Here is a 25,037-nt window from a genome sequence, read left to right as displayed (position 1 = left end):
GTATGGGTGCTCTGACGAAAGCTGAGATGGCCGAACGGCTGTACGAGGAGCTGGGCCTGAACAAGCGCGAGGCCAAGGAATTGGTCGAGCTGTTTTTTGAAGAGATCAGGCACGCTCTTGAAGACAACGAGCAGGTCAAATTGTCGGGTTTCGGCAACTTTGACTTGCGTGACAAGCGCCAGCGGCCGGGCCGCAACCCGAAAACGGGTGAAGAGATCCCGATCACGGCGCGTCGAGTCGTCACCTTTCGTCCAGGGCAGAAGTTGAAAGCCCGAGTTGAGGCCTATGCTGGAACCAAGTCATAACGACGAGCTTCCGCCGATTCCAGGCAAACGCTACTTCACCATTGGTGAAGTGAGCGAGCTTTGTGCGGTAAAACCGCACGTGCTCCGTTACTGGGAGCAGGAGTTTCCCCAGCTTAACCCGGTGAAGCGCCGCGGTAACCGCCGGTATTATCAGCGCCAGGACGTGCTGATGATCCGGCAGATCCGGGCGCTGTTGTACGACCAGGGCTTCACCATCGGCGGTGCGCGGTTGCGCCTGTCGGGGGATGAAGCCAAGGATGACACGACCCAGTACAAACAGATGATTCGGCAGATGATTGTCGAATTGGAGGATGTGCTGGTGGTGTTGAAGAAGTGACCGAAGCCGTTTCAGGAATTTTGGAAAAAAAGCTTCCATAATTCAAAAGGTTAAGGTAAATTCTTCATCGTTCTCAGCAACAAGGGGAACATGCTTCAAGCCCAGTCGGGGCGTAGCGCAGCCCGGTAGCGCACTTGCATGGGGTGCTAGGGGTCGAGTGTTCGAATCACTCCGTCCCGACCATATTTTTCAATGACTTAGCCCAATCTTCACCGGTTGGGCTTTTTCATATCTGAAAAAATACTCCCACATTTACTCCCACGGATATCTTGGATCTTGGTAGCTATGGCATCTGAGAGGCGTTTGTTGGCGGTGATGCAGAATTGCCCTACCTGCTGTGGCAAGACTGCCCCAACATAGATAGGTAGATACCCAGCACAGACGGTCGTAGCTTTGAAAGCTCTTTGGGTCAGAGTTTTTTCGGCAGATGGGTCAATTATTCATCAGCGCCTACAATCGTGGGGTCTCGTTAGTACCACTCGACCTCGGTGCGTACCCCGGCGCAGAGCACCATGATTCTTTTCGTAAGGTACTCATCGACTGGCGCTGCATTTTTGAGCTGAGTCTGCGCCCTGGGGAAGACCTTCGCGGCACCTCCAGCCTTCCCTCTGTGCGTGTCAACGGTTATTGCCCCGATATCAAACCCAACTTCCCGGGCCATAAGCCAGTGCCCTAGCTCATGATGAATAACTCGTCTCACGTCTTGTTGATCGCTCAGTCTTGGCAACGCCATAATCAGCTCTTAATACATCGAAATGTCGCTTTACAGTCAGGAATCTTTGCCTTAGATGGCCTTGAAACCGATCTACTTTTGGGTTTTGTGAAATGGTTACTCCGCCGGATCGAAAAGTCCTTTGAGCCGGCGCAGTCATTTGCCAGTGCTTACCAGCGTTCGGCGAGGGCGGGGCGAAGGCTTACTAGGGCAGGCGGCAGCTCCTGATGACAGACCAGGCCTAGGTACGTCGCCGCTCGGGTGGCACCCACATACAGGAACCGTTCGAACAGCGCGGGTTTGGCTCTGACAAGCTCGTCCAACCCGATGAAGAACACTGCTTCGAATTCGAGGCCCTTGATGTGCTGGACATCGAACACGCGAATATCGGATTCGTTGCCCAATGACTGGCCATCTACGCACGGAGTCGCGCGCAGGCTCCGGCTTTCCAACTTGTCGGTCAACGCTTGAGCTACTGGTTTCACATGCGCCTCCGAGGTCACCAAAATGGCAATCGTAGGAACAGCTTCGCCCTTGGCGCGGATCTGATCTTCGATCTCGAAAATCCTCTCGGCTACCCAAGTGACGACCTCTTCACCCTCAAGGTTCTCCCCGAGCACCGGCTTAACGCCTTCGTGAGAAGAGTGCTCTGGTAGGCGACCTACCGCCTCGGTGTCTCCGTCCATGAGTCCAAGCAGCTTGATGGCAAAGCTATTCAAAAGGCGGCTCTGACGATACACAGTATTGATTCGGTGAGGCTTGAGGCGTGGCGAGATCCACTCGAGCTGATCTATGTGCTTGAGACCATTCCCAGTGATTCGTTGATTGAAGTCTCCGCAAGCGAAGAACGACTCGATCGCCGGGTCAGTCAGGCTCTCCATGCATGCCAGCTGGAGGGTTGAAAAGTCTGTCGCTTCGTCGACTAAGACCTGCTGCAGGAACTGGCTCGAGATTCTAGCCAGCTCCGTAAAGCGAGGTTCGTCGAGGTGCCGCTTAATGAAGTCCTGCCGGATGAGCTCTCGAGCGGAGCGAAGCATGAGGAGAAGAATTGCATCAAGCTCAGTCTCATCAATGTGGGAAGGCTGCTCTGGTCGTTGATAGCCGTACCGATCGAACGCCAAGCAATCGCGGCGGAATGCTCTGTAGCTTGCGGGTACATCAAGTAAGTATCTCTTCCATGCGTCTCTGAAACGCCGCAAGGCGTTCTGGAAGCTCATCTCTCGTCCAAGCGTTTTGAGCCATTCATCAGAAGGCACCCGGTCACCGAGCCAGTCTCGGATCTGCGTCGCTCGGCTTGTCTTTCCTAGATTGCTGTTGCGATAGCGAGTGCGTGCATAACTCTGGAGAAACTTTTTGTAGGCCTGGAAGGCTCTGAGTTCCGCGGTATGAGTGGGAGTAGGTGTCATGTCCTCTGTGGCGTCGTCATCAAACTCAGCCCCATCTTCGTCGTCATCATCGTTTTGACCGAGGCTTTCGAGGAATGTAGCCATCTCCCCGAAGACAGCTTTGTTACGGTTGTGAAGGAGGTTGCCTTGCTGCTGGATCAACTTGTCTGTGGTTGCACGACTGGATTTGATCATCGGATCAATCCGTGCCTCGAGGTTGTTCCATTCGGCGTAAGCGCTGAGCAGTCCCTCTGGTCGGAGCTCATTTGCCGTGGCGTACAGTTTATGCACCACTGCATCTACTAGGTTAGGAGCCGAATCTCTCAGCAGAACTGCTCCCTGAGAATGCATGTACCGCCGTTACCCGTCTTGAGGATGCCAAATGCTGATCTAGCCAGTTCGTGCCGGCGCTTGCTCCAGGTTTTGATATGTTCATCGGAAGCTGGCACATTCTCACGACTGAAGGCCTCTTTTACGTAGTGCTTCAACAGCTCTGAAGGGGTGAACATCACCCACCGTGAACGTCTTGATTGAGGGCCTAGTAGCAGTCGCTCGTCCTGGCTAAGCGCCTCCCAATCGAGCTTCTGGCCGAGCCGTTTGATCAGCGTTGTTGTTTTACCTGTGCCTGGCGGGCCCAAGATAATCAGCTGGTGATCAATGGAAAGACGGAAGACCTCGTCTTGAAATTTGTCGAGAATTGCTTGGTCTCGCAGGGCCATAGCCTTTCGAATTTCGTGGCGTACACCTTTGCGGATTTTCTCAATTTCAGAGTGACCACCCAGCATTGCTAAGAATTCATCGCCATCGTCTGGCTGTACAACCTTCCGAAGAGAGGGAATCGTCTGCGGGGCTGAGCTTTCTTGTCGCCAAACGCCGTCGATGGAATCCCACAGCTCAGCGAATTTCTGCGGCTTCAGTTCTAGCTTGTCTAGGATTCGAAAGCTGACTTTCTTTCCCGCGATCTCTAACTCGACGTCCTCACCTACGTCGTGAGCAGCCAGTCGCCCGAAGGGGGTGCGATACCCCGCTAGCTTCCCCCGATTGAGGACGAATCCTCCAGTCGTGCGGCAGATGTAGTAAGTCTCAACCTGACCCCTATCGTTCTCCACAACTATCCGGGAGACTGCAGGTTCGCGGACGAGGCTCGCTAGCGATTTAGTTACGTCGTCAGAAATGGATGCTATCTGCTCCACTGCTGCCGAGCCGGTGAAGGTATTTACGACTGCCAAGGCATCGGAGGCCTCGCGACTGCCCGATGCGAGTTGTTTGGAGGCAATCTGTTCGATTTGGTGGAACGAATCTAGGGCGTCGTTGGCAAGATCCAACGCATCAGTGGTACTCATTGAAGCACTCCCTGTTTCAAATAATCACGACTACGCCTGCCAAAAATGCATGTGCGTAGCTTTATGTGCTCATGCGGCGATGTTCATCTGCTGCTCCAGATCCTAAATCCTGGCGCCTTCTGTTGCTAGCAGATTGCCATGAATGAGTACATCTATGTAGTCAGCGTCTATTAAGGCGTGGAAGAATCCGCTTATGGAGAGGGATCGGCAATATCCAGACTCCGCAGAATTTGGAATGTAGGCTTAAGCACTGCAGCGCTTTGACAAGACGGCCTATCCTTGGGCCGCTTCGCCGGGCGTTGCGGTTATTCCAGGCCAGCAGAGCGACACCTGCGCTGGATGGGATCGTCGCGGTGCAGGCAGGTTCGTCGCCGAATGCCGATGATCCCGACTGCAGCTTCTATTTTCCGGAGCTGCACCTGGGCGCTTGGCCTACCCCGACTTCCTTCACCAACACCTGCAAAGGCGAGCGGCTGCAAAAGGCACAGGCATGCTTGAAATCATCAGCCCGTTTTTGCCGAGAAGCCCACTAGTGGGAGCACCCAGGAGCTGATGAGCGAGTTCGCGACGGTATCGATACAAGTTTGCGAGATATGAGACTATGCTATCCATTTTACTGGCACTGTGCCATTTTTTGTGAGGTGCAAGCGAGTATGGCACGAGTCCGTAGAGGTGACGGGGTCGGCTCGGCAAACTGGCTGCCTTAAACCTGCGTTGGAACGCCAACCCGAATACCGGTGACAACAAGGCGCTGGTGTACGAGGGCGTGTCGATGCTGGGTGCTGAAGAGCGCAAGCATATTATCGAGGCCAGCCTGGCGTGATGGGCTCAGCCTGTGTGAGGCAATGCGGCGGTGTGCTGGCCTGTTGATGGGAGCTGGCTGGTGAGTAAAGGGCGCGTCTGGCTTTACCCACGATTCGTCAGTGTATATGTTGTCAGGCATCGCAAAATGGCAGATTGCGGTACACCAGGGATGGCCCTCCGAATGTGCTGCGGCAACCGCCGCATACCGCCGCGCCACCCTCCGACCCCGTCTTAATTGCCACCCCAGTTTGAATTGGGCTGGCCCGCACTATAGCAGGCGGCTGCGGAGTGCTGTGCATGAATGAGTTGAAGCAGGCCCTTCCGGATATCGTCTTAGAGCGGGATCGTGTGCGCTTTGATGGAACGGATGCGGAGATTGAGCGCTACTACGCCACCGGCGAGCCAACCACCTTATGGCAACTGGATTATCGTAACCATACGGAAGAAAAGTCTATTGATACGGGCGTTCTGGATGCATTGAAAAAGGAATTCGATCTGTATGTTTGATGAAATCGATCTTCCGCTGTCGATTAATACTTCTTCCGAAGATCCCAGCGCGATCTTCTTCGACCCGGTTCTAAAGAGAGCAGTCACCTACGACGTAGGTGTGGGGTATTTTACCTCCGGCTGGATTGCGGATACCGCTCAGGGTATCTCGCAGTTCGCCCGGTCCCGGGGCAAAGCTCGGTGGATTGTCGGCCACGAGTTGCAGGAGAAGGACCTAGACTGCATCGTGAATTCGAAAGCGATGGCGGATAAGGAGTTTCAGGCCAAACGGATTTTTGAGGAAGAGGTGGATCAGGTGTTCTCGGCACTCAAAGAGGACGCCCGTCTAGCGCTGGCTTGGCTGATCAGAGATGGCATTGTTGAGCTGAAAGTGGCAGTGCCCACCAATAAGCTGAGTGGGATTTACCATGCGAAAAATGGCATCTTTTCGGACGAGGCGGGCAACGATATCGCCTTCAGCGGCTCGTACAATTTGACCTCCAGAGCCTCGTCCAACTGGGAGACCATTGACATTTATCGGTCGTGGGCGAGTGAGGAAGGTCGCCAGCGGTGCGAGAAAAAGAAGCGCGAATTCGAGAGCACCTGGCAAGGTAGAGACCCCAATCTCCTGATATTTACACCCACATCCACGACGCTGGATAAAATCAAAGCTTATGCCACGACGGGCTCTCGCCCTTACAGCTTGCCATCTGGCCACCCGGCCGTCCCCCAAGCCATTCAAAATGAAGAGGGAAGGATCCGGGGGTACCAGGAAAAAGCCATCAAAGCCTGGTTTGTTCAGAATGGGCAAGGGCTGTTCTGCATGGCCACCGGAGCCGGCAAAACCATCACCGCCCTGACGGCGACCACCCGGCTATTGGACCACTTCCGCACTCAACAAGCCAAGCTTGTCATCGTTATTACCGTCCCCTACTTGCACTTAGGGGAGCAGTGGGCGGACGAAGCGGCGTTCTTTGGCTATGACGCGATCAAATGCTACGGGGGCAAAGACAAGTGGTTGGGTACGCTGCAGTCCGCCTACAATCAGCTGCTGTCAGGGGACCGTGACCATATGGTAGCCATTGCGGTCAATGACACCTTCAAGAACAGCCAGTTCCAGTCGTTCCTTGATGGTATCCGTGCCAACTTGTTATTGGTGTCGGACGAGGTGCATAACATGGGCGCTGAGAACATTGTCCAGAAGCTGCCCCAGCAGGCGCGATTCCGAATTGGGTTGTCGGCCACGCCCATCCGCCACAACGACCCCTTTGGCACCAAGGCCATCTTTGACTACTTCGGTGAGCCGGTAATTGAGTTTGACATCAAGGACGCCATCGACGCCGGCTTTCTGTGCAAGTACAACTATTACCCGATCGTCTGTGAGTTAGATCCGGAGGAGCTGGACGAATACATCCGGTTAAGCAAGAAGATTGCCCGGCTCATGGCCATGGGGAATAAAGACGATTTTTCGACCAGCCTAAAGCTCGAGCTTATCAAGCGCGCCAAGCTCACCGGCAGCAGTGGGGGCAAAAAGCGCAAACTGAAACAACTGCTGAACGAAAGTCAGGACCGACAACACACCCTGATCTATTCCAGTGAGGCCATCAACGACGGCGAACGGGATATCGACCGGATTGTTCAGATTGCCGGGAGGGACTGCCAATGGCGCGTGGCCAAATTCACGGCCGAAGAAAGCAAAGAACAGCGCGCCGAGATTCTTGGCAGTTTTAAGGCTGGCGACATTGAGGTCATCAAAGCTGCTTCTCCGGAAGTCCAGTCGGTTATCAATCAAGTCCTGAAAATTCATCAAGAAGGCAAGCATTACAGAGATCTGCCAGGGGACATGGAGCGGGATTTCTGTGAGCGCATCATCAAGGTGATTAAGGACGAAGTGAAGGCATGAAATTAAAAAAATTAACCATCAGGAACTTCCGGCAGTTCTATGGCGAAGTGTCGATCAGTTTTTCAACCGATGACAAGGCCAGCGTCACGGTCATCCACGGAGAAAACGGTGCCGGCAAAACCTCCCTGTTGAACGCCTTTAAATGGGTGCTCTACGGAACCACCGACTTCGATACCAACAACCAAAACATTCTGAGTGAAAGAGCTATTGCGGAAGCGGGCCAGGACAGCCCGATCATCATGTCGGTGACGTTGGAGTTTGATGATGACGGATTCGCCTACACCGCGCACCGGGAGCAGAAATTTGTCAAAGGAGCGGGTTTGCACGCGGAGTCCTTGGGCCCCTCCGTACCGTTACTCAATTGGATTAATTCTGCAGGCCTATCCGGTCGTTCTTCGAACCCGGGCAGCCAGCTCAATCAAATCTTGCCGGAAGATATGCACGGCTATTTTTTCTTTAACGGGGAGCGCATCGAAAAATTAGCCTACAACAGTGCCTCCACTCAGGTCAGAGAGGCTATTAAGTGCCTAATGGGCCTGAATATTCTGGATCGTGCTGAAAAGCAGCTGAAAGGTCCGGTGATCCGGCATTTCAACAAAGAAGCCAAAGACAGTTCTTCTGGCAATATGACGGTGTTGCTGGAAGAGCAATCGAAGTTGACGGATAAAATCCAGCAAAAAGAAGACGAGATCAAGGGTTGGAAAAGTACCCTGAGTGAAATTGACCTAGAGATCGAAGCCATCGATAAACGGTTACAGTCGATCGAGGCGATCGCTGAAAAGCAAAAGCGGCGAAAGATGCTTGAGGAGCAGCTCGAGCAAATCATAATAGATAAAGCTGACGCCTCGGCTGCGCTCAACAAAAACGTCACAGAACGGGGCTTCCTGGCGTTTATTGATTCACAACTGACCGGGGTGAAACAATATCTGGATGAAATGCGGATCCGGGGGGAGATACCCAGCAAGATAAAAGCCACTTTTATCGATGATCTGATCGGACTGGGTAAGTGCATCTGCGGTCAGCCGCTGGAGCCGGGAAGTGACTGTGTGATGGCACTTGAGTCGTACAAAACCACTCTCAAGGATAATGGCGTTGAAGAGCAGTTCATGACGCTGTTTGGTCACATGTCCCATTTGCAGTCCGAACGTAAAGCATTGTTCGCCAACATTAATGAGTCGATGACTAAATTGACCGAGCTGGACGACCGGCGAATGAACTTTCTGGGGCAAATTGATGAGCTAGGCGAAAAGATTAAGGGCGTAGAGGATTCCGCCGATTTGGAGGAGCGGCGAGTGGGATTAAAGGCGGATAGCCGAAGACTCAACGCCAACTGCGCCGTCGGCGAGCACGCCAAATCCGACTGGGAAGAGCAGCTAAAAGACAAGGAAAAGGAAATTGAAAAAGAACTCGCCAATTCCAATCAGGCGGATTTGAGCCAGCGCAGAAAACAGCTGGCAAAGGAAGTAGCGGAGACCATTGGCGAATTTCACGAAGCGATGGCCCACCAGGTACGCTTAGATTTGTCGAAAAAAGTCGATGACACCTTCCGGAAAATCATGAAGAAAGATTATTGGGCGGAAATCGATGAGGGCTTTACGCTCAAAATATTTAAGAACATCGAAGGGCACGGTAAGCAGCCGGTGTGGGAGAAATCCACCGGTGAGAACCAGGTTACAAGCCTTTGTTTTATTAGCAGCGTCGTTAACAGCGCTAAAGAGCGGGTCACTAAATCGGGTGGGTTGCAAAAGGGTGGCATTTATCCAATCGTGATGGACTCGCCGTTTGGTGCGTTGGACCCTGAGTATCGCCAAAAAGTGGCGAACTTCATTCCTGCCCTTGCTGACCAGGTCATCGTCATGGTGTCGAAATCTCAGTGGCGCGGCGAGGTGGAAAGAGAGTTATCCAAGCGCCTGGGTAAGCAATACACGCTCACATATCAAAAGCCTAACCCAGGCAGTGATGAAAAGTTCGAATATACAAAGTTGGAGGAAGGGTTCTATGGTTGATCGCGTCCGGAAACCAGCTAAACACACCGACACCTTAAGTTATCTGAAGGATGACGTGGGTGTCTTCGCCTCCTTTAAGGACGCCATGGTGTTTGCCGCGGCCTTGGGTTTTTCCAGAAAAAAGTCGGTGGCGTTCGACAAGTCTAGCGAGCCCATCCCCTTGTCGGTGTTTCGGGGGGAGTACGACGACGCTTTTATGAACGTGCTGGCCCTGTTCGAGCATCAGGATTCCAGTTACTTGGAGCCTGAGGGCGATAAATTTGACGCCAAGATCAAGCTCTTCGAAGAATACGCCTGCGGCGGTTTGGATATTATCAAAAGCACGATCATCGACCCGGGACTGGATGCACAAAGTGCCATCATTAGGCTGATTCTCGACGAGCAGGCCGAGCACACGATCATTGATGATATTACGGCGCTGGGCGCCTAAGGTCCGGCCTCCGGCTCCAAAACTGCAGAGTGCAGTGGGGCTTGCCGGTGACGTGGGAATGACGTAGGGAAAAAGTTTGAAAAGATTTAGCTGGGCGAAGTGTAAATCAATGGTTGAACACGATAGTCAGAAAATCAGAATCATAAATGATATTCGGAAAGCACACGTTAGAATGTAGTCTTAGTGTTTTTCAATTGAGCTTAACGCCATATAGGCTCGTTAACGGTTGAGCCCACCGCTGAAGGTGGGCTCTTTTTATTTACTTGCTATCAGCAAGGCTACGTCTTTCAGGGAGCGTACATGTCCCATTTTATGCAAGCCTACCTCGATGAGAGATGCGACATGCCTGACGGGATCCCACTCTAGAGCACTTTGATGCGTGAACTGCCTGAGTAGTGCTTCATAGATATCCAAGTGCTCGCCAAATAGAGTTGGGGCGTTAAATTCCTGGCCATCCAGGTCTGACACACTTGCATTGCCAAGCCCATTCTCGTCAGCGAGTGCAAGCGCGATCGCAAATCTACTCAAAATATTGGGCGTCAGGCCTGTCTTCGATTTTAGGTACTTCAGCTTTGCAGTGGATGAGGCTGATATTTTAAATTTGTGCGGAAATACGTTCATGCTTTTTGTGCCCACCGCCAGAAATAGCCTTCCTCTGCTTGAGTGGACCGGGTTTCTGGGTTGTATACCAGATGATAAGAGTGCGAAATACTTCCCTGTAGGCCTTCATAGAAGGCGTAATCAATTTCCGTATCCGTCGAGAGAATGATGACTTGGTGACTTGTTTTAGGGAAATAATTTTCCACGAGCTTTTTCCGATGAACCGAGTCCAGTCGGCCCAGTGGTGTGTCGATCACAACTGGCAGGCTTCGCCCTGAAGTGCGGGCCAGCGCTTCCAAGATCGAGATCGCAAAGATTTGCTTCTCGCCGGCTGACAATTCTTCTTTACGAAGTATTACGCCTTCATCGTCGATCAGTACGACCTCGAAGGTGTTTGGATCGATCTGAATGCTGAGATTCCGATCCTCTTTGCGAGCCAGGCCATTGAATGAGGTGTAAAACTGCGACTCGAGCTCTTTGAGTTTTTCAATTCGAGCGCGAGTAGAGAACTCTTTCAATACGTCTTTGGCATTCTGTGCAAGACCGGTCAGGCGCTCCTCTTCCTGGGACTCCGCTATTTCGGTGTAGAGATCGTCTAACTGGCGTGCAGCCACCGAGAGACGTGCGAGGAGGGCCTTTGCCTCTTCAGCCAATACCGATTTCTGCTCCTCAAGAGCGGAAAGCCGTCCTTGTAGCTGCCCTTGTTTGTTAAACAGTGGGGTCAGTACTTTTTCGTCGGGCGCCCTAGCGATATTTTCCCGGGCGGATTCGATCTGGCTATCGGTTTCCTGAAGCGTCATCACTAAGTCAGCAGCACGCTGTTGGAGCGAGCCAACATCGTTCTGTAGGCGATGAGTGATGCTGAATCGTTGAGTATCCGAGAGCTCGTGTACTGGAGCTTGTTGTTCAGCGCTGTTCGCGACCTCTGAGCCGAATGTCCTCAGAAAAATATCTTGAAGGGCAGGGAGCTGATCCTTTGTCATAGCGAAGGCAGATTCGACTTCTGCTAGAAAATTGCTCTGCTGACGTTGCAAGTATTCGGAGAGTACCTGTGTTTTTTCCGCGCGTTGCTCAGCGTCTATTTGCGCTAGCAGTTTCTCGTTGAGACTTTGAGTTATAGCGAAAGGTAGCAGGCCGCTGAGCATGTCATGCAGGGTGTGCTCTATAGCTTTTTTGTCGCTAACCAATGCATCGAGGTTGACCGTTTCCTCTTGCCTGGAGGCGCTCCAGGCGCCACCGCGTGCATTGATGCTCGCTTCGATGTTGCCAAGGTTCTTGTTGGCCTCGACAGTATTCACGCGCATGAGGAGAAGCTTTTCGCGTACTTCTGCCAGTTGCTCGTTCAGATCGTTATATGTCCGTTCTGCTTCAACAATTTTTTGCTTGCGATCTTCAGAAGCCTTTTTGATCGAGCGCCCTCTAATGATAACGGAGAGGTCGGAGTGCAATCTATCGATGAGATCCAAGCCCAAAAGCTTGTTGATCGATTCACGCAAAGCATCTCCGGATGTTTCTTCGGCAAGGCTCGCGATTTTTTCGCCGTCGAAGAAAAACAGCTCAGAGACGCCGATCGGGATCAGCTCGTTGAGAAATGCTTGTGCCTGATCATAGGAAAGCTCGGTCAGAGGGTGCCCGTCCCTTGAAATGATCAGGCCTTCTTTTACCTTGCCAGCATGGTCAACAAACCAATCGCGTGTCAGTTGATAGCTTGAAATAACACCATATTGTGCATAGCGAAAAGTCAGCTCGACAGCCGATCGCGTAGGCTTGGCGATGCTGTTGTGAGCTCTGTGTATGCATTCACGAAGATACTGATGGTACTCGGCAACCGTTGCGCCGGAGCCCAGTACGCCTTTGCCGTACAAGGCAAGCTTCAGCGCGCTCAGAATGGTCGTTTTGCCGCCGCCGTTTAGGCCGCCAAACAAAACAATAGGTGCGTTTTTGCCTCTTTTGATCTTCGGAACCAGGTCAAAGTCGTGGGCTCCGCTAAACACGCGGAAATCTAGTACTGAAAGAGAGTCAATAATCATTGCAGCAAGCCATCTATGTCGGCTTTCAGAGATTCGAAAGCAGTCTTGTACGTATCGGTAACTTTAGGTACGGCGCGTCGTTCCATCGCCTCGTCCAATCCACCCCAGTCTTGCTCCAGGACTTTCTGCAGCTCGTCCAGAATGCCTTTTCGGCGTGAAAGCCCTGAGAATGACAACTCTGTATCGATGAGTTTCATGATCAGCACTGCTGGAACGCCGCGCTCAGCCTCGAGTGCGTTGAGAATGGCCGCATCAGGTTCAGTAAACGCGCCGGCATCATTTTTGATCCACTCGACTGTATCTTCGGGGTAAACCTCTCCGTAGATTTTAGGAAGCGAATCAATCCAGTCCGGTTCGTTTGGATCCTTGAGCCACTGTTGGCGAATCACTTGCAGCTCGTCGCGGCCGATCAGCTCAATCTCGCGATCAGTCTCACGAATACCCTTCTCAATTTCCAAAAGTAGCTTCAGCCACTCTCGACGATATTTCATCCAGTACGGACCAGGCACGTGCTTGGCGGCGGTATTGGAGTCGTCATCGATAGCCCCTCTTGCGAAGGTCACTTTCCCGGTACGGCGTTTGTAGTTACGGAATTCTGTCTTATTTTCGGGCAGCGAGCTGGCGTGCAGTTGGTTGCGGAACTGGAGCAGCGGTAGCATCCAGTCCTCTCCGCTGTTTACGAGTCCTTCGATCGCTTTGTCGTGTGTCACAACAGTGCAGGTCCAGCATCCGAAACGCGAGTTTCCGCACGATGGTGTATTGGTATCGATGACGAGCGGGCACTCTCCAGCATTGGAGTCTTTGTAGAGCTCAAACAGTACTCGGTTGGAGCCACCCCAAGGCCTTGCAGCGCTCATGAGGTATTCCCACACATCATCAGCGTGCCAAAGCTCAATGGGCATGTAGGTATACGCATTGTGCAATGTCGTGTGTCGACCCAGTGCAGAACCATCGATTTTGTGGCGTGTGATTACCTGGGCACGCGTGGAGCTTTCTTCTCGCCTGGAGCCAAGCACAACCACGACTTCACCGAAGCGAGCTACCTTATCCTTGATAAACTCGCTCACAGGGTCAATTTTCATCCGCTCAGTACACCAGCGGAATGCTTTGGTTGGGGCAGGGTAGCCTTTGCCCAGCAGGTTGGCCCAAAACGTCTCGCCGACTTGAGGAGTGACAGAGTGTGCTGTCATGGGTAGTTGATCCTGAATCGCCTGGGCGTTCACCGAATCAAGCACCTGGCGGATCATGTCGACGACTACAGGGGTTTCCACTCGAGTGTCGGAGGAAACCACGTACACATGCTTATGGCGTTCCTCAGGCGGCAACATCTTCAACGCGTAGTATGTGAGCGAGAGAATCACGGTGGAGTCTTTACCACCGCTGAACCCTACCACCCAAGGGCGATTATCTGCCTTGTAAATGCTCTGAAGCTCGCGGACAGCGTCCGCTAAAGGTCTACCAGCAATGATCGCTTCTTGGACGAAGTCATCGTGTGATGGATAGAGAAATTGATCATTACTCATTTTTGAGGAAACCTGTTTTCTAACTCGCGTTCAACCGTGGACAGCGGGACACCAAGCTTCTTCTTGATGAGACTGGCGGTGAGTGCAACGTTCGTTGTGGCTTTGGAGATCCGGCCGTGAACCATGGCCCGGCCTTCCCATTCAGGATTGGCTCTGGACCAGTCGATGGTGCGCAGTTGGCTGATGGTTTTTTTCCACTCGGATTCTTTGCGGATAATCAGCTCAGCACCGACGAGTCCCATCGCTTGCAGCATCACGCCGTGGGCATGGATGTAGTTGTCACGTAGCTCAGACGTCGACAGCTCTTTGTTTTTGGCCCTTATCCAATCGGGCATCTGTAGAGATACCTCTTCCCAGAAAGATTTTGCGAGCTCTCTCTCGTTTTGCGCGATGAGATCACCTTTCCCTTTTTTCAAGAGGACACGGGACGCATTTTTGATGGCGCTGAGAGTAAAGAGCTTGGAACTGCGAGGGGAGAGACTGGACTTCTCCAGCTCAGTCATCCTAGAAAAGACGTCTACATTTTTTGCCAGATACCTGGCCAGATCAGAAATCTGATCGCGGTGGTCGTACAGGGTGCTGATTGAGTTGCTCGGCCGTACGGCATGCTTGTTGAGGTCGGCGAACATTTGCTGGCTGCGATTGAGCCCTTCATCAATAAAGAAAAGGACTGGGATGTTGTCGTGGCCAAGCTCTGGATTCTCACGAATTGCTTGCTCGATGGCTGCGCGGCGATGCTGGCCGTCGTTGATCAGGATCGGAGCTTCCATGGGGATTGTGAGCGTGCCGATGCTTTGCCCCAGTCCAGTGTCGGAAGCAGGGGTAAATTGGACTACCCCATCAACTGAAGCGGTGATTGCAGAAAGGGTGTAGTCATCGCGATTATCAAGCAAATATGCGGAAATCTCAGGAACTCTAGCCAAGTTCAGCGTGCGCTGCGCGCGCAAATCCGCAGGCACGTTTTCCTCGTTGAAAATGAAGATTTTCGGCACGAGGCGCATCGGGCACATCGCTATGTAGCATGGCCTACCGGCTTGAATGCCTCTGACGCAGGGGAAGGAGTGGATATAGGTCGTCATGTGTTCGCATGTCTTTTCTCAGCAGGTACGTTATTTTGCATATTTTTAACATACACGCAAGGTTGGATACCACGACGGTAGGTCTTGCAGCTTGCCTATGAGCGGGAGGTCGGTCAGTGGGGTGTAAGCAGCGGAACGTGAGTGTCGCAGAAATCATGCCGCGCGGCGCGGCGCTGAGACAAGAATGATCGTATGTAAGCTCCTGTAATGGCGGTGCGTTAACCTCCATTGCTTTGCGCCCATTTAACCTGCTCGAAGCCATCGGTTACTGTCGTCAAGGCACCATGAAGGAGGTCAGTTGATGAGCTTGCAGCGCTCGTCGAATGGCTGCGGGGACTTCCCATTGTGGGTCCTTTATCAAGTGCTTTCGTGTTTGCATATATACATCGCGCCAAAGAAAATTTTGCTGATTCGCGGCTTTTTCAATTTTGAGAATTTGTCTGATGACCGCGCGGGCAAACTCATTCGCCAAACTGGCACTTGGTTTGACGTCACCATGGGTGTAATGAAATTTGTTGCGCAGGTCGATGTAAAACTTGCAGGTCAAATAGTCCGCGTTCTGTTCTAAGTTGAAGTAAGTACCTATACCCTTAAACACGGGCGTAAAACCCAAGATACGCTGGTTGTTGATCATATACGAATCAAGGCTTGTCCCGCTTTTTGTATGTAAGCGAATCGTCGCATTGTCAAGAAACAGAGCTCCCGATGTGTAGCACTCATATGCTCTAAAAATGTGCATAAAAGCTTTGCTGAACAGGTTGCGCTCTATGGCGAGCTGATAGGCCAAGTAGTGCAAAACCGACATCACTTTGTAGATACAGGGAAATCCATTTTGCAGCGCGGCCGTCGCTTGGATGTTCGCCAAATCTGAGGCGCTGCTGGGGCAAACTGCCAACAGGGTGTTGCAATGAGTGATCAGGTCTGTCAGCTCTTCTTGGAGCAGCGTAAAAATAGGCACGAGTCCAGTAAGGTGGCCAAGGAATGCTTGGAGCTCGTGCAGCTGTAGCGCATCGAGATCGCTGCCGGCGCTTTTGCTTTTCAGCTGCTGATCTGGCAGAAAGCTGTAGCCAATAAGTAAACGGCACACCAATTTGGTTACCTCGTTGTGCTGCGCACAAGCTGCTTCTACGACACTTTTGACCACCGGATGCAATCCCTGCACACCTGGCTCATAGTAGACATGCAGATTGGCGTCAGTCTTGAAACTGGCATCGCGTACTTGAGGTACTAGCGTCACCTCTCCCGTATCAAGGCATACTTTAAAAAAACGGCGATTGGCGTCTTCATGTAGGTAAGCATGGTCAAGGAAATGTTCAACGGTCAACAGGAGGGCGTTGCTGGATGCCAAGACACATATCGGGCGGGCCGCAATTGTTGCATGTACGTACTGCGACAAATCGGTCAACAAGCGCTCACTATCCCCTACGAGGATGAACTCCTCATATTCTAGCACCGCCGCGCTCAGCAGTTCGCGGGGGCCGAGGGCGAGTGCGTCCCCTTCGACAACGGCGAAGTAGGTGTCCTTAGAGCTCTTCATCAAGCTCTTCACTCTTCGAGTAAAGGAAGTCTTTAAATTTCAAGGTGCGGGCTAAATCGTCGAACGAGTCCTTGAGATTCTCAGCAATGAGATCATCCACCAGACGATCGAAGGTGGTCTTGGATGAATCCCCTGCCAGCTCTTTCATTTCTCTCGACTTGTCCAGTTCGGCGGCATGCAGCCGTTCCCGATCGATTGCCGCCAAGCTAAAGTTGGTGCGGTAGGATTTTTCGAAAACCTTACGTTTATCGTCGCGCATCTGCTTGATGAAGCTGCCGACTTCTTCCTTGGCCAGCGCCGAGATCACGCTTTTTTCCTTGGCATCCTCACAAATTGCCTTCTCGCCATTGGATAGGAGCAAGCGGACAATCTGGCGCTTGGCCGACTTGGTCACCTTAATACGAGAGCCACTGAAAATTGTATCTTGCAGATACAGATGTCGGTCGTCGAACAGGCCTGCCTTGACCGCAAATGAGTGCTCAACAAACTGTTTTATGTAGTGCGCGGCGCGGTTCACAGGTATATCGTGAGCCACAAACTTTGAGCAAAGCAGCGACCAGGCCTCAATCATGGCTTTCTGAAAAATAGCCTTCCGCGAGAAGTCGGGGATGATGCCAGCAATCAATTGCCCCAAGTCCGCACGTACATGAGCATGCATGGCCTGCGCCGGCTTGATGAGCATGCCGTTGAACAGCACATGGTCCTTCACATTAGAGAAAATGTTCTGGTCACTGCGTCGTTCGCGGCGTATCTCGTCTTCTGTATTAACGAAAAAGTCCTGGAATTCCTGGCAATAGCGCGAGAAGAAGGTGGTGTTAAAGAACATCTCGATGAGTGAAGGGGTGATTGTCTCGTTGACTAGTCCCACTAAACGCTCGCGATGGCGGGACAAAAAGTCACGCCAAGGGAAATACTCCGGCGCGCTCTTTTCTTCGTCGTACTCATCTGTGCCAAAGTCGAATTCGCTAGCACGCTTGTCAATCCCCAGTATGGCGGCGAGCAGTCGAACACCACTTTTGGTTTTGAAAATTTCTTCAAATGCATTATTGATAACGCCGATGCTGGTCAGGGTGTGCTCGCGCGAAATTTCCAATGATTGCTTGTGATTTTTCGTGTTCCATTCTATTAAACCTAAGCCTTCACTCTGCTTCTGCTCGAGCACAGCTTTGCAGAATTCGCGACAGATAATCGAACCGAGGGTCTGTTCCGACAAGAGGGTCAGGAAATGACCGCTGACACGCTCCACAGTGGAGTTAACATCGACAAACAGATTGCGCAACACCTCGGGTACTTTAGGTTGGCTGTCTGAGTTGTGTGCAATCGAATTAGGCGGATACACAAGACAAATCGGCAGCGTCAGCCCCTCGATCAGCGAGCGGTCGTGAGTCATCAGTGTGTTTAGAGCGAACAAGCGATGCTGCCCATCGATGACTACTAATCGTGCACCTTTGACATTATCACGAGTCAAGTTGACCTGAATTTTAGCACTGTCGACCGTCACGGAGACCTCATGATCCCCATCCGCGCAGCTGAACGTACGCGACTGCTCTTGAGCCATCGCGTAGTTGGTCACCTTTAAAATACCTGGCCACTCGCGAACGTAGAGCTCGCCAACCGAGTCTGCGTCCTCGGAAAATGTGGAGTCGGGGTAGTAGTCATCCAAGCAATTATCATGATCAACGGAGACCACTGCGACCAGCAACGGGGGGAGGAAGACGATGTCTTTCTGCACTACACCCTCTTTTGCGGCGAGGTATTGACTTATCTCGGCGATCGCTCTGTCTTCATCAATGTCACGTTGGATTAAGTAATCAAAATTGAGCTCGGTATTGACGTCTTTTGCGTAAGAGAGATACGGCAGTTCGTCGACCTTGAAGGAGGTCATGAAGTATTCAATAGGAACGGAACCATTAGTTTTGAAGACGCCAAACGCGCCATTTTTTTCGAATTCGTAGCGGAATGGTGCTGCGGCTTGACGTCTGGACATAGGTACTCGCACGAATTTCTTGAATGAATTTGAGGGCGACAAAGGCGCGCGCCTTGGGGTCAGCGGGACCCGGCCCTCGAACGATGGAGCATGGTGATCAAACGTAGCACGTAAGTCTAGCGGTGTAGGTAACTGGCGGTTGGTCCTGACCATCGTCAAAGACCAAGCTACGGCAGGGCGCTCGCCACGGGGGGGCAATTGTGGCTGTGGTCCAGCGGCTTGCTGATAAACTTCACCCTCATCGCCAAGACCAGGCTGAAGGATTGCTCAGGACATAAAATGCCTTGATTAATCTTGTGGATCGCCGAAGCGTGGCTTTAGAGCAAAGCGAAACGCTCCGGAAAGGACAGGTCATGGACTGGGAAATCTGTAGGCCTGAATTGTAAGTAGCAAAAAATGCGGCTTCAGGGACGTATTCTTCAGAAGCAGTACCAAGAAACCAGTCGGGCTTGGGCTATCGATGTGAGGTCGCTAGCCGTCATCAAATGCAAGAAAAGGGTTGTTTGGTGGTATCGATGGTAGAAGTGAATTTGGCTCCCCAATCAGGTAACCCTTCAAGGTCGATTTCTTCCTAGGTCCTAGCACTATGCACACCCAGATGTTTAAGCCGTTGTCATGCTTCCTGTGGATCTTCAGTTTTTCGAACTGCTTCTGCACCCATCGCCATTCTTCATCTTCGGAGCTTGCGCCCATAGAAATGCCCGGAAACTCTTGAGCATAGCGCTGAAAAAGACCAGGCGTGACCAGGAAGAAGGTACCACCCACCGTGTGGATTTTGGCTTTGCTGTCATTGATGATCAGCTTGTGACTTTGGATGCCTTCCTTGACCCAATCCAGAAATACCTGACCAGGGTTGTTCGACAGGGGTGTTGAGACTTCGAAAGCAGTTGCTGACGGCGCATTACGGATCTCGGGCTCCTCTAGCTCGAACATATCCAGCAGCCTCCCGAGGTAATCGGCATGCTCCATCATGGCCAATGTATCTGGTTGAAATTCGCTTTGACGTGTCCCAGTACTGACTTCCTTGGGTGCCGGTGCTGATGCAGGAGCGACCGTCGAGTGATCATCGGCTGCCACGCTCACCGTTCCGCTGAAAGCTTTTGGGCGGTCTTCGTTCCCCCAGATCAATGCCGGTTGAATGCGCAAAAACGTGAAGGTCTGCTGCCAGTCCCCCTGAGCGACAAGAGCGGTCCAGATGGCTTTGCCTTCAGGAGTCGACTCGGCCAGCCCATGCGATTGCAGTTCGTCGAACACAGCAAGGTTGGAGGAGGGAATGCCCTCAATCGCTTGCGACAGTAGATAGGCTCGCAGCTTGTCCGTGACCGTTTTGCTGACCAGCCACAGTGCGTCCTGGGTCAGCCATCCCGCGGCACCTGGCTGGTTGAGTTTCAGCTCGTGCTGAACCAGATGACGTAGTCCGCTGATCAAGTGATGTTGCAGCGAATGAATCGGCGCTTTCAGCGCCTTGCTCGGGTTACCACCGATGTTCTGTGCCGTGGAAACACGGTCGGCCTGCATCACCAACTCACCGAGCACGCCGGCACGTTCGTACTGGCCCGCCAGGACATACAGCAGACTGGCCCACAGTGGCGGAAACCCACTGAGCCAATCGAGGATTGGGCGGTCGAGAATTTGGGTGTAGAGCAAGCCTGCGGCGGCGCTGTGCAGGTGGTAGTCACGACCCTTGATGTAACGAAAACGGTAGGGCTGATCCAAGGAGCCCTGCCAAGGATGCCAAACACGGCCATCCTGGCGTTCGACCAGCAGGTCCACGGCGATCTTGCCGATGTCATGCAGCAGCGCGCCATAAGCAATACCCGCCGACCAGGCATCGGTCTGGGCGGCTTGGTCTTCGGGCGCGGCGCCGGTGGGCAGCAGATACGACTGACGCAGTTTCAAACTGCAAGCGACCAGCTCCAGGCCATGGTCGAGCATGCCACCGAGATACGCATGGTGGTGCGTCTCGCTGGCCGGGAGTTGCTGGACCTGTTCGGCGTAGCGATGAATCGGATTTAAATAGAGCTGGCTAAACTGCTGATGAGAGAGGGCGGTGGATTGCCAGATGCGATCGAGCAACTGACGGCGGTGCTCGGCGGCTAACAAGCCCTGGGACGACTCGATGGGCAGGTAACCTTCGGCGACGCTTACGATTGGTGGCGAAGGGGGCTTCTGCCTTTTGTGGCGAAACAGACCGAACATCGTGGCCTCCCGGGAAATGGCCGGGTCAGTAGCCTTTTAGCCTTTTCGGATAGGGCTCTTACTCTTGAGCCCCATTCCCCTTCCAACCCTTACCCGTCCTTTTGGTGCGTTTCCCTTTGTGCGGCTATCGAAATATCGATTTATCCTTGTGCCGTTTTGTTGGATGCGCGTGCTGGTACGAAAAAGGAAAGTGTCGGTACACTGTGGTGCGAATTTTATTGGGTCTTGCCATGAACCTCACTGACGCCACGCTCATACTGCTGCTCGCAGCACGTATTCATGGAACAGACGAAGCCGTCAGGGCGTCGGCGAAGAGTGTGGTCAAGAAGTTACCGCGCAGCAAACGTGATCTGATCTACAAGGTGATCGACAGCCGAAGTCCGCTCGAGTTGGTGAATTTTCTAGCGCAGAATCTGGATTCGTAACGGCATGCTGCGGGTGTGCGCGCATCTCTTGTAGATTGCGTCAGAGTCCCGCGGCATGCGGATTTTTCTAGGCACAGAAAAAAGGGCTCAACTTGCGTTGGGCCCTGTGAAGCGATTGCAGCGGCGAGGTAACGATTAAGCGCCATCGTTCATGCAGAGTGAGTCATCCAAGACAGTTTGCTTCAGTTGCTGCTCCAGGTTGAGTACATACTCCGAGGCGCTTCGGGCGTGACCACTGACCCGAAAGATCGCGCGCTTGTCAGCCTTGAGCAGGCTGAGCCAGGAATCGATATAGCCCTCGTGCCTCAGCTCTCCCTGAATGCCGGCGTAAGCACATAAAAACGCAGCGCCCATCTCGGCGATCAACTCCTCAAACGCGTAGCCTGGCGAGCCGAACGGACAGGCTGACGTCACCCCCTCGCGGTGCAACCGAGCGTGATGCCCGGTCCAGTGCGTCAGCTCGTGCAGTGCGGTGGCGTAGTACCCGCCTTCATCGTGAAATTGTGCTTTTGTCGGCAGTTGGATGAGATCCCTGATCGGGTGGTAAAAGGCTTCGTCGGCAGGCCGATGAACGATGTGTGCACCTGAACTTAACAGCAGATTTTCCGCAACGCTATTGGCCTGGAATGGATCGGTCGGTTCCGTTTCGAGCAGGGTTTGATTGAACATCTCGAGCCCCTCCGTTTGCTCGATGTTGAACAGAAAATGCGTCCTGAGAATGCCGAAGTGAGCGACCTTGGGCTGACCGTTTTCATCGAGTACGGGTTGGCCTGACTCGGTCTGTTCCTCGCGTTCCATCGGCTTGTAGAGCACTGCCAGAGTGCTGCGCTCACCCTTACGGATGTGCCCACCGGCCTTCTTAGCTTGGTTGAAGGTCAGCCAACGATCTTGAGTGAACCCCTGCAACCTGGCCTCGGCCCAAAGCAGCGGTAAATTGATGCCCGAATACGGACGTCGCGTGATGGCATTGATGGGGTAGGGTTGATGACCGATGTAAGCTGAGCCACTTGAGGACCAGGGTTTGATCCAAGGAGCAACGCCTTGGTCTAACGCGGTAACGATCTTGTCAGTTACGTCTTGGTAGATATCGCGCATGGCAATTTCCTCGAGAGAAAAATGGAGGAACGCCTTGCCCGCCGGGGGAGGGTTCCCCGGTGGGTGATGGGCTGGATTGATGCAGGCCTGCATGCCGTCCGAATGTGGAGGTGGGCGCCGCCAATTGCGCTTAGCGCTGGTGTTCTCCTGTAAGCGCTATCAGTAAGGCGCCAGGCTGACCCGGTTCTTGGAGTAGGCTGAGACTCAATTGCAGCAACGGGTCGTGGTCGAAGTGATCGGTTCGTTCAATGTGGACAACTTCGAACAGCACGTAAGGCTTGTGTGGATAGGCCAGATGGGCTTCGAAGGCTGCGCGCAATACGTGGCTCAACCGATCGACCTGCAGCTTCTCAGTGCGATCGGATTGCTCGAGGAGTACTGCGCGTTGCCACGCGCCAAGGGTGAACACGATGGGCAACCGAAGGGTGTTCAGTGTTTCCGGTGTAAGTGAGTCGGGCATGGTATGTCTCCGTTGAAAACGCGAAGAAACCTGCCCCGTGCGGGAAAAGATTTCCCCACAGTTGGTTGAAGAAAATCAAGAGGGCTTACCTCACGAGCCGCGCTCGGAAGGCGCTCAGAAGAGCAGTAGGCGTTCATCACCGTAGAAACGGTCACCGTGCGAGCCACCGAACGCTAATCGCACTTGGGGGGAACCATCACCGAAGTGATGTAGCCTTGAAGGTTCTGGCTACCTGGGAAAGTGCTGTTGATAACAGCGATCCGTACATTGTAATTAACCGGACGATTTGTATGAGTCAATGACTGTAGAGACGCTGTTTCACGGGTTTTGTCTTCTGGCTTCTAATGAAGATTTTTCGGCCGGAAAAACTGATAAGCGGTCAGGCCCTGGCCGTTTTCAGTAGTAGGCTGTTACTCTTGTCTCAACCATGAAAACGCTCAGAAGAGAACGAGACCATGCCGACTCAGCAACCTGTTCAGAGATCACGTGCCCACCGCTGGGCGTATGGCTGTGGTCTGTTGGTGAAGAGTGGTTACCGTAAGTTGAAAACGTTTGAATTCCGCGTGGTTGAGCATGCGGAAACGGCAGGTATACCTGCAGGTAAATTACTTGTTCGCGGGAGCTTTCTGACTGCCAAGTTTGCTCTGCTTGGAGCATCTCTTTTTGTTAGCTTCTGGTTGTTTGCGCTGATGTGCACAATCGTCGTATTAGCAGCTATCCCAATTCAAGATTCAGACACTCCAGGTAATGACGATATCGATAATCCAATGCATAGAACGTCTTGGCCTGAGCGGTACGATAAATGGGGTTCTCTGAAGTAGCCTCTTGGTTATTTTGAGCTCGATTTACCCGAAACAATTCTTGCACCGTTCATCAACTGAGAGGTTCCGTTAGAGCTCGCTGTCTGTGCTGCGTGGGTTCCCCTGCTGAGCATTCCTTCTACGCCTGAACCTACGCTATATCCGGCCCAACTCATGGTGGCTAGAAAAACCATCGGCAGCACGATGAACATCGCCCCCATCACGTACTCGATCACCTGCGCGGTGACAGTCCCATCCATAAACCCGGATGTGGGCAGCGACAACAGCACCTGATTGGAAGCCGAAACCTGGTTGTACAGGGTATCGAGCATGCTGGAGTCGACCCAACGCGCTAGTTCCCACCAGAAGGTCAGCATGTGTAAGGTGAACAGCGCGAACGTCACGGTCATGACGGTCTTCAACTGATAGGTACTGACCAGCAAGATCAGCGGCAAGCTGATGATGATGCCCATGATCAGGAAAGCCTGCACCATCGGCAGGGCGGCGCGTAGCGCATTCATCGCCGGGAAGTTGCTGAAGGAGCCGAGGGCCAAGCCGGTATTGGTGGCCAGGTTATTAAGCCCTTGATTGATCGAGCCGCCACGAGCGCTGGAACCATAGTCCTGGTACACCTGTCCGGGCGACATGGACATCGATTGCTGGCGCGGACTTACCAGTTCGCGCAGGGTGGCATCCTCGATCTCGTTGCTCGAGCGGCCAGTCAACCAACCTTTCAGCTGAGTCAGCAGAGAGGGATCAACCTGCTGGATCAACCGCTCGCGCAAGCCAACACCGCTGTCGCTCCACCATTGCTTGCAAGTGGGGTAGCCCGCGCCGTTCTCTAGCTGCGGCAAGGAGACATCGCGGCTTTCGTCATACGGCCAGCTGACTCGCGGTGTGCGTGAACGATCCGTGTCGTAGTAGCCGGGCGTGTCGAGAAAATAGCTTGAACCAATCCACGCTGCGTCGTGACTTTGTGCCTTGTCCAACCGCGGGCGGTTGGTGAACAGCCTAGAACGGGAATAGCCATAGCAGTCGCGTGTGAAGTCGGCGACTTCCTGCAGCAGTACCTGATTATCGATGCGCGAACTGTCGATCTCCATGCGCATCTGCCGGATATCCGCTGCGCAAGGGATGGAGGCGGTGGCCGCCGCGGTCACACCTTTGCTCAAGGCATGCACCAGAAACCACCAGATCGGTACGTTGGCGGAGCGTTCGCCGATAGTATTGAAGGTCGCCCCCCAGGCGGTTTCCGTCGGTTGGGCCACACTCACGCCGCAGCGCTGACTCGCCGCATCATCGAACGTCATTGACGAGAGGCTCAACGGAAACACAGGCGCGCAACCGAACAACACGACGATGTAGGCCAGCCACAACCGGTTCTCGATCCGCGGTACCGAGAGCAGTCCCTTGTTGCCTTCATCCGCGCCTTGCTGACGGGCAGACAACCATTCCTGCAAGATGATTGCACCAAAGGGCGCGGCGAATAGCCCGGTGTCGGACAGGACACTCCAGAGGCCGTTATTGATGATCCAGGCCAGCAGAGAGAGGTAAAACTCGAGGTAGCTGTTGGTGCTCATTAGCATGGCCG

20 protein-coding genes and 1 tRNA gene are annotated in these 25,037 nt (G+C 53.1%); 9 read left to right on the top strand and 12 right to left on the bottom strand.

The window, feature by feature from the left end:
* Positions 1-2 precede the first annotated feature (2 nt).
* The 3 genes from ihfA to KH389_RS17880 all read left to right on the top strand — a co-directional run bounded on the left by ihfA (position 3) and on the right by KH389_RS17880 (position 825).
* A complete protein-coding gene (gene ihfA, locus KH389_RS17890; protein ID WP_002553164.1) occupies positions 3-305 on the top strand; it encodes an integration host factor subunit alpha in 303 nt (100 codons plus the stop codon).
* On the top strand, positions 286-642 hold the full coding sequence (locus KH389_RS17885; protein WP_043860798.1) for a MerR family transcriptional regulator: 357 nt from the start codon (positions 286-288) through the stop codon (positions 640-642). Before ihfA ends, KH389_RS17885 begins: the two co-directional genes overlap by 20 nt.
* 106 nt (positions 643-748) lie before the next feature.
* Positions 749-825 (top strand) — tRNA-Pro (locus KH389_RS17880).
* Between the two features lie 699 nt (positions 826-1,524).
* Here KH389_RS17880 and KH389_RS17875 read toward each other — a convergent pair.
* Both KH389_RS17875 and KH389_RS17870 read right to left on the bottom strand, forming a co-directional pair.
* Entirely contained in the window at positions 1,525-2,934 is a 1,410-nt protein-coding gene (locus KH389_RS17875; protein WP_213605984.1) for an ATP-binding domain-containing protein, read from the bottom strand.
* A 128-nt stretch (positions 2,935-3,062) separates the two neighbouring features.
* Entirely contained in the window at positions 3,063-4,082 is a 1,020-nt protein-coding gene (locus KH389_RS17870) for an ATP-binding protein (protein WP_213605983.1), read from the bottom strand.
* A 1,101-nt stretch (positions 4,083-5,183) separates the two neighbouring features.
* Here KH389_RS17870 and KH389_RS17865 point away from each other — a divergent pair.
* Genes KH389_RS17865 through KH389_RS17850 form a run of 4 tightly spaced genes read left to right on the top strand, consistent with a single transcriptional unit; the run spans position 5,184 to position 9,711 of the window.
* A complete protein-coding gene (locus tag KH389_RS17865) occupies positions 5,184-5,393 on the top strand; it encodes a hypothetical protein (RefSeq protein WP_213605982.1) in 210 nt (69 codons plus the stop codon).
* Positions 5,386-7,275, top strand: a complete 1,890-nt coding sequence (locus KH389_RS17860; protein WP_244988651.1) for a DEAD/DEAH box helicase family protein — start codon at positions 5,386-5,388, stop codon at positions 7,273-7,275. Before KH389_RS17865 ends, KH389_RS17860 begins: the two co-directional genes overlap by 8 nt.
* The gene (locus KH389_RS17855) at positions 7,272-9,281 is read left to right on the top strand and encodes an AAA family ATPase (protein ID WP_213605981.1); all 2,010 of its coding nucleotides are present in this window, start codon (positions 7,272-7,274) and stop codon (positions 9,279-9,281) included. The genes KH389_RS17860 and KH389_RS17855 overlap by 4 nt, the downstream gene beginning before the upstream one ends.
* Positions 9,274-9,711, top strand: coding sequence for a DNA phosphorothioation-associated protein 4 (locus KH389_RS17850; RefSeq protein WP_213605980.1), 438 nt, complete (start codon positions 9,274-9,276; stop codon positions 9,709-9,711). The genes KH389_RS17855 and KH389_RS17850 overlap by 8 nt, the downstream gene beginning before the upstream one ends.
* A gap of 255 nt (positions 9,712-9,966) precedes the next feature.
* On the opposite strand, the gene KH389_RS17845 is transcribed toward KH389_RS17850, so the two are convergent.
* From KH389_RS17845 to mobH, 7 genes are all read right to left on the bottom strand, one after another.
* The gene (locus tag KH389_RS17845; protein ID WP_213605979.1) at positions 9,967-10,332 is read right to left on the bottom strand and encodes a DndE family protein; all 366 of its coding nucleotides are present in this window, start codon (positions 10,330-10,332) and stop codon (positions 9,967-9,969) included.
* Complete coding sequence (gene dndD / locus KH389_RS17840; RefSeq protein WP_213605978.1) at positions 10,329-12,341, bottom strand: DNA sulfur modification protein DndD; 2,013 nt, start codon at positions 12,339-12,341, stop codon at positions 10,329-10,331. The genes KH389_RS17845 and dndD overlap by 4 nt, the downstream gene beginning before the upstream one ends.
* Positions 12,338-13,864 carry a DNA phosphorothioation system sulfurtransferase DndC gene (gene dndC / locus KH389_RS17835; RefSeq protein WP_213605977.1) on the bottom strand — a complete coding sequence of 509 codons (1,527 nt, stop codon included), beginning with the start codon at positions 13,862-13,864 and terminating at the stop codon, positions 12,338-12,340. The genes dndD and dndC overlap by 4 nt, the downstream gene beginning before the upstream one ends.
* Entirely contained in the window at positions 13,861-14,943 is a 1,083-nt protein-coding gene (gene dndB / locus KH389_RS17830) for a DNA sulfur modification protein DndB (RefSeq protein ID WP_213605976.1), read from the bottom strand. Before dndB ends, dndC begins: the two co-directional genes overlap by 4 nt.
* A gap of 274 nt (positions 14,944-15,217) precedes the next feature.
* Positions 15,218-16,480, bottom strand: coding sequence for a hypothetical protein (locus KH389_RS17825; RefSeq protein ID WP_213605975.1), 1,263 nt, complete (start codon positions 16,478-16,480; stop codon positions 15,218-15,220).
* A complete protein-coding gene (locus KH389_RS17820; protein WP_213605974.1) occupies positions 16,467-18,467 on the bottom strand; it encodes a ParB N-terminal domain-containing protein in 2,001 nt (666 codons plus the stop codon). The genes KH389_RS17825 and KH389_RS17820 overlap by 14 nt, the downstream gene beginning before the upstream one ends.
* A 471-nt stretch (positions 18,468-18,938) precedes the next feature.
* Positions 18,939-20,666 (bottom strand): MobH family relaxase, encoded by a 1,728-nt coding sequence (gene mobH, locus KH389_RS17815; protein WP_213605973.1) that lies wholly within the window; start codon positions 20,664-20,666, stop codon positions 18,939-18,941.
* Between the two features lie 230 nt (positions 20,667-20,896).
* On the opposite strand from mobH, the gene KH389_RS17810 reads away from it, so the two are divergent.
* Positions 20,897-21,091, top strand: a complete 195-nt coding sequence (locus KH389_RS17810; protein ID WP_213605972.1) for a DUF7740 domain-containing protein — start codon at positions 20,897-20,899, stop codon at positions 21,089-21,091.
* Positions 21,092-21,226: 135 nt separating this feature from the next.
* Here the strand turns inward: KH389_RS17810 and KH389_RS17805 are convergent, their stop codons facing one another.
* Both KH389_RS17805 and KH389_RS17800 read right to left on the bottom strand, forming a co-directional pair.
* A complete protein-coding gene (locus KH389_RS17805; RefSeq protein ID WP_213605971.1) occupies positions 21,227-22,186 on the bottom strand; it encodes an ArdC family protein in 960 nt (319 codons plus the stop codon).
* A 130-nt stretch (positions 22,187-22,316) separates the two neighbouring features.
* Positions 22,317-22,646, bottom strand: a complete 330-nt coding sequence (locus tag KH389_RS17800) for a hypothetical protein (protein WP_213605970.1) — start codon at positions 22,644-22,646, stop codon at positions 22,317-22,319.
* Positions 22,647-23,101: 455 nt separating this feature from the next.
* On the opposite strand from KH389_RS17800, the gene KH389_RS17795 reads away from it, so the two are divergent.
* Positions 23,102-23,467 (top strand): DUF3742 family protein, encoded by a 366-nt coding sequence (locus KH389_RS17795; protein ID WP_213605969.1) that lies wholly within the window; start codon positions 23,102-23,104, stop codon positions 23,465-23,467.
* Positions 23,468-23,475: 8 nt separating this feature from the next.
* On the opposite strand, the gene KH389_RS17790 is transcribed toward KH389_RS17795, so the two are convergent.
* Positions 23,476-25,032 carry a conjugal transfer protein TraG N-terminal domain-containing protein gene (locus tag KH389_RS17790; RefSeq protein ID WP_213605968.1) on the bottom strand — a complete coding sequence of 519 codons (1,557 nt, stop codon included), beginning with the start codon at positions 25,030-25,032 and terminating at the stop codon, positions 23,476-23,478.
* Positions 25,033-25,037: the final 5 nt, after the last annotated feature.

The organism is Pseudomonas qingdaonensis (assembly GCF_018398475.1).
Lineage (GTDB): Bacteria > Pseudomonadota > Gammaproteobacteria > Pseudomonadales > Pseudomonadaceae > Aquipseudomonas > Aquipseudomonas palmensis.
The sequence above is the reverse complement of the archived record's forward strand: the minus strand, read 5'-3'. Positions and strand labels throughout refer to the sequence as shown.

Coding starts and splice junctions, on each gene's coding strand:
- ihfA (WP_002553164.1), top strand. CDS start 3: ATGGGTGCTCTGACGAAAGCTGAGATGGCCGAACGGCTGTACGAGGAG.
- KH389_RS17885 (WP_043860798.1), top strand. CDS start 286: ATGCTGGAACCAAGTCATAACGACGAGCTTCCGCCGATTCCAGGCAAA.
- KH389_RS17875 (WP_213605984.1), bottom strand. CDS start 2,934: ATGATCAAATCCAGTCGTGCAACCACAGACAAGTTGATCCAGCAGCAA.
- KH389_RS17870 (WP_213605983.1), bottom strand. CDS start 4,082: ATGAGTACCACTGATGCGTTGGATCTTGCCAACGACGCCCTAGATTCG.
- KH389_RS17865 (WP_213605982.1), top strand. CDS start 5,184: ATGAATGAGTTGAAGCAGGCCCTTCCGGATATCGTCTTAGAGCGGGAT.
- KH389_RS17860 (WP_244988651.1), top strand. CDS start 5,386: ATGTTTGATGAAATCGATCTTCCGCTGTCGATTAATACTTCTTCCGAA.
- KH389_RS17855 (WP_213605981.1), top strand. CDS start 7,272: ATGAAATTAAAAAAATTAACCATCAGGAACTTCCGGCAGTTCTATGGC.
- KH389_RS17850 (WP_213605980.1), top strand. CDS start 9,274: ATGGTTGATCGCGTCCGGAAACCAGCTAAACACACCGACACCTTAAGT.
- KH389_RS17845 (WP_213605979.1), bottom strand. CDS start 10,332: ATGAACGTATTTCCGCACAAATTTAAAATATCAGCCTCATCCACTGCA.
- dndD (WP_213605978.1), bottom strand. CDS start 12,341: ATGATTATTGACTCTCTTTCAGTACTAGATTTCCGCGTGTTTAGCGGA.
- dndC (WP_213605977.1), bottom strand. CDS start 13,864: ATGAGTAATGATCAATTTCTCTATCCATCACACGATGACTTCGTCCAA.
- dndB (WP_213605976.1), bottom strand. CDS start 14,943: ATGACGACCTATATCCACTCCTTCCCCTGCGTCAGAGGCATTCAAGCC.
- KH389_RS17825 (WP_213605975.1), bottom strand. CDS start 16,480: ATGAAGAGCTCTAAGGACACCTACTTCGCCGTTGTCGAAGGGGACGCA.
- KH389_RS17820 (WP_213605974.1), bottom strand. CDS start 18,467: ATGTCCAGACGTCAAGCCGCAGCACCATTCCGCTACGAATTCGAAAAA.
- mobH (WP_213605973.1), bottom strand. CDS start 20,666: ATGTTCGGTCTGTTTCGCCACAAAAGGCAGAAGCCCCCTTCGCCACCA.
- KH389_RS17810 (WP_213605972.1), top strand. CDS start 20,897: ATGAACCTCACTGACGCCACGCTCATACTGCTGCTCGCAGCACGTATT.
- KH389_RS17805 (WP_213605971.1), bottom strand. CDS start 22,186: ATGCGCGATATCTACCAAGACGTAACTGACAAGATCGTTACCGCGTTA.
- KH389_RS17800 (WP_213605970.1), bottom strand. CDS start 22,646: ATGCCCGACTCACTTACACCGGAAACACTGAACACCCTTCGGTTGCCC.
- KH389_RS17795 (WP_213605969.1), top strand. CDS start 23,102: ATGCCGACTCAGCAACCTGTTCAGAGATCACGTGCCCACCGCTGGGCG.
- KH389_RS17790 (WP_213605968.1), bottom strand. CDS start 25,032: ATGCTAATGAGCACCAACAGCTACCTCGAGTTTTACCTCTCTCTGCTG.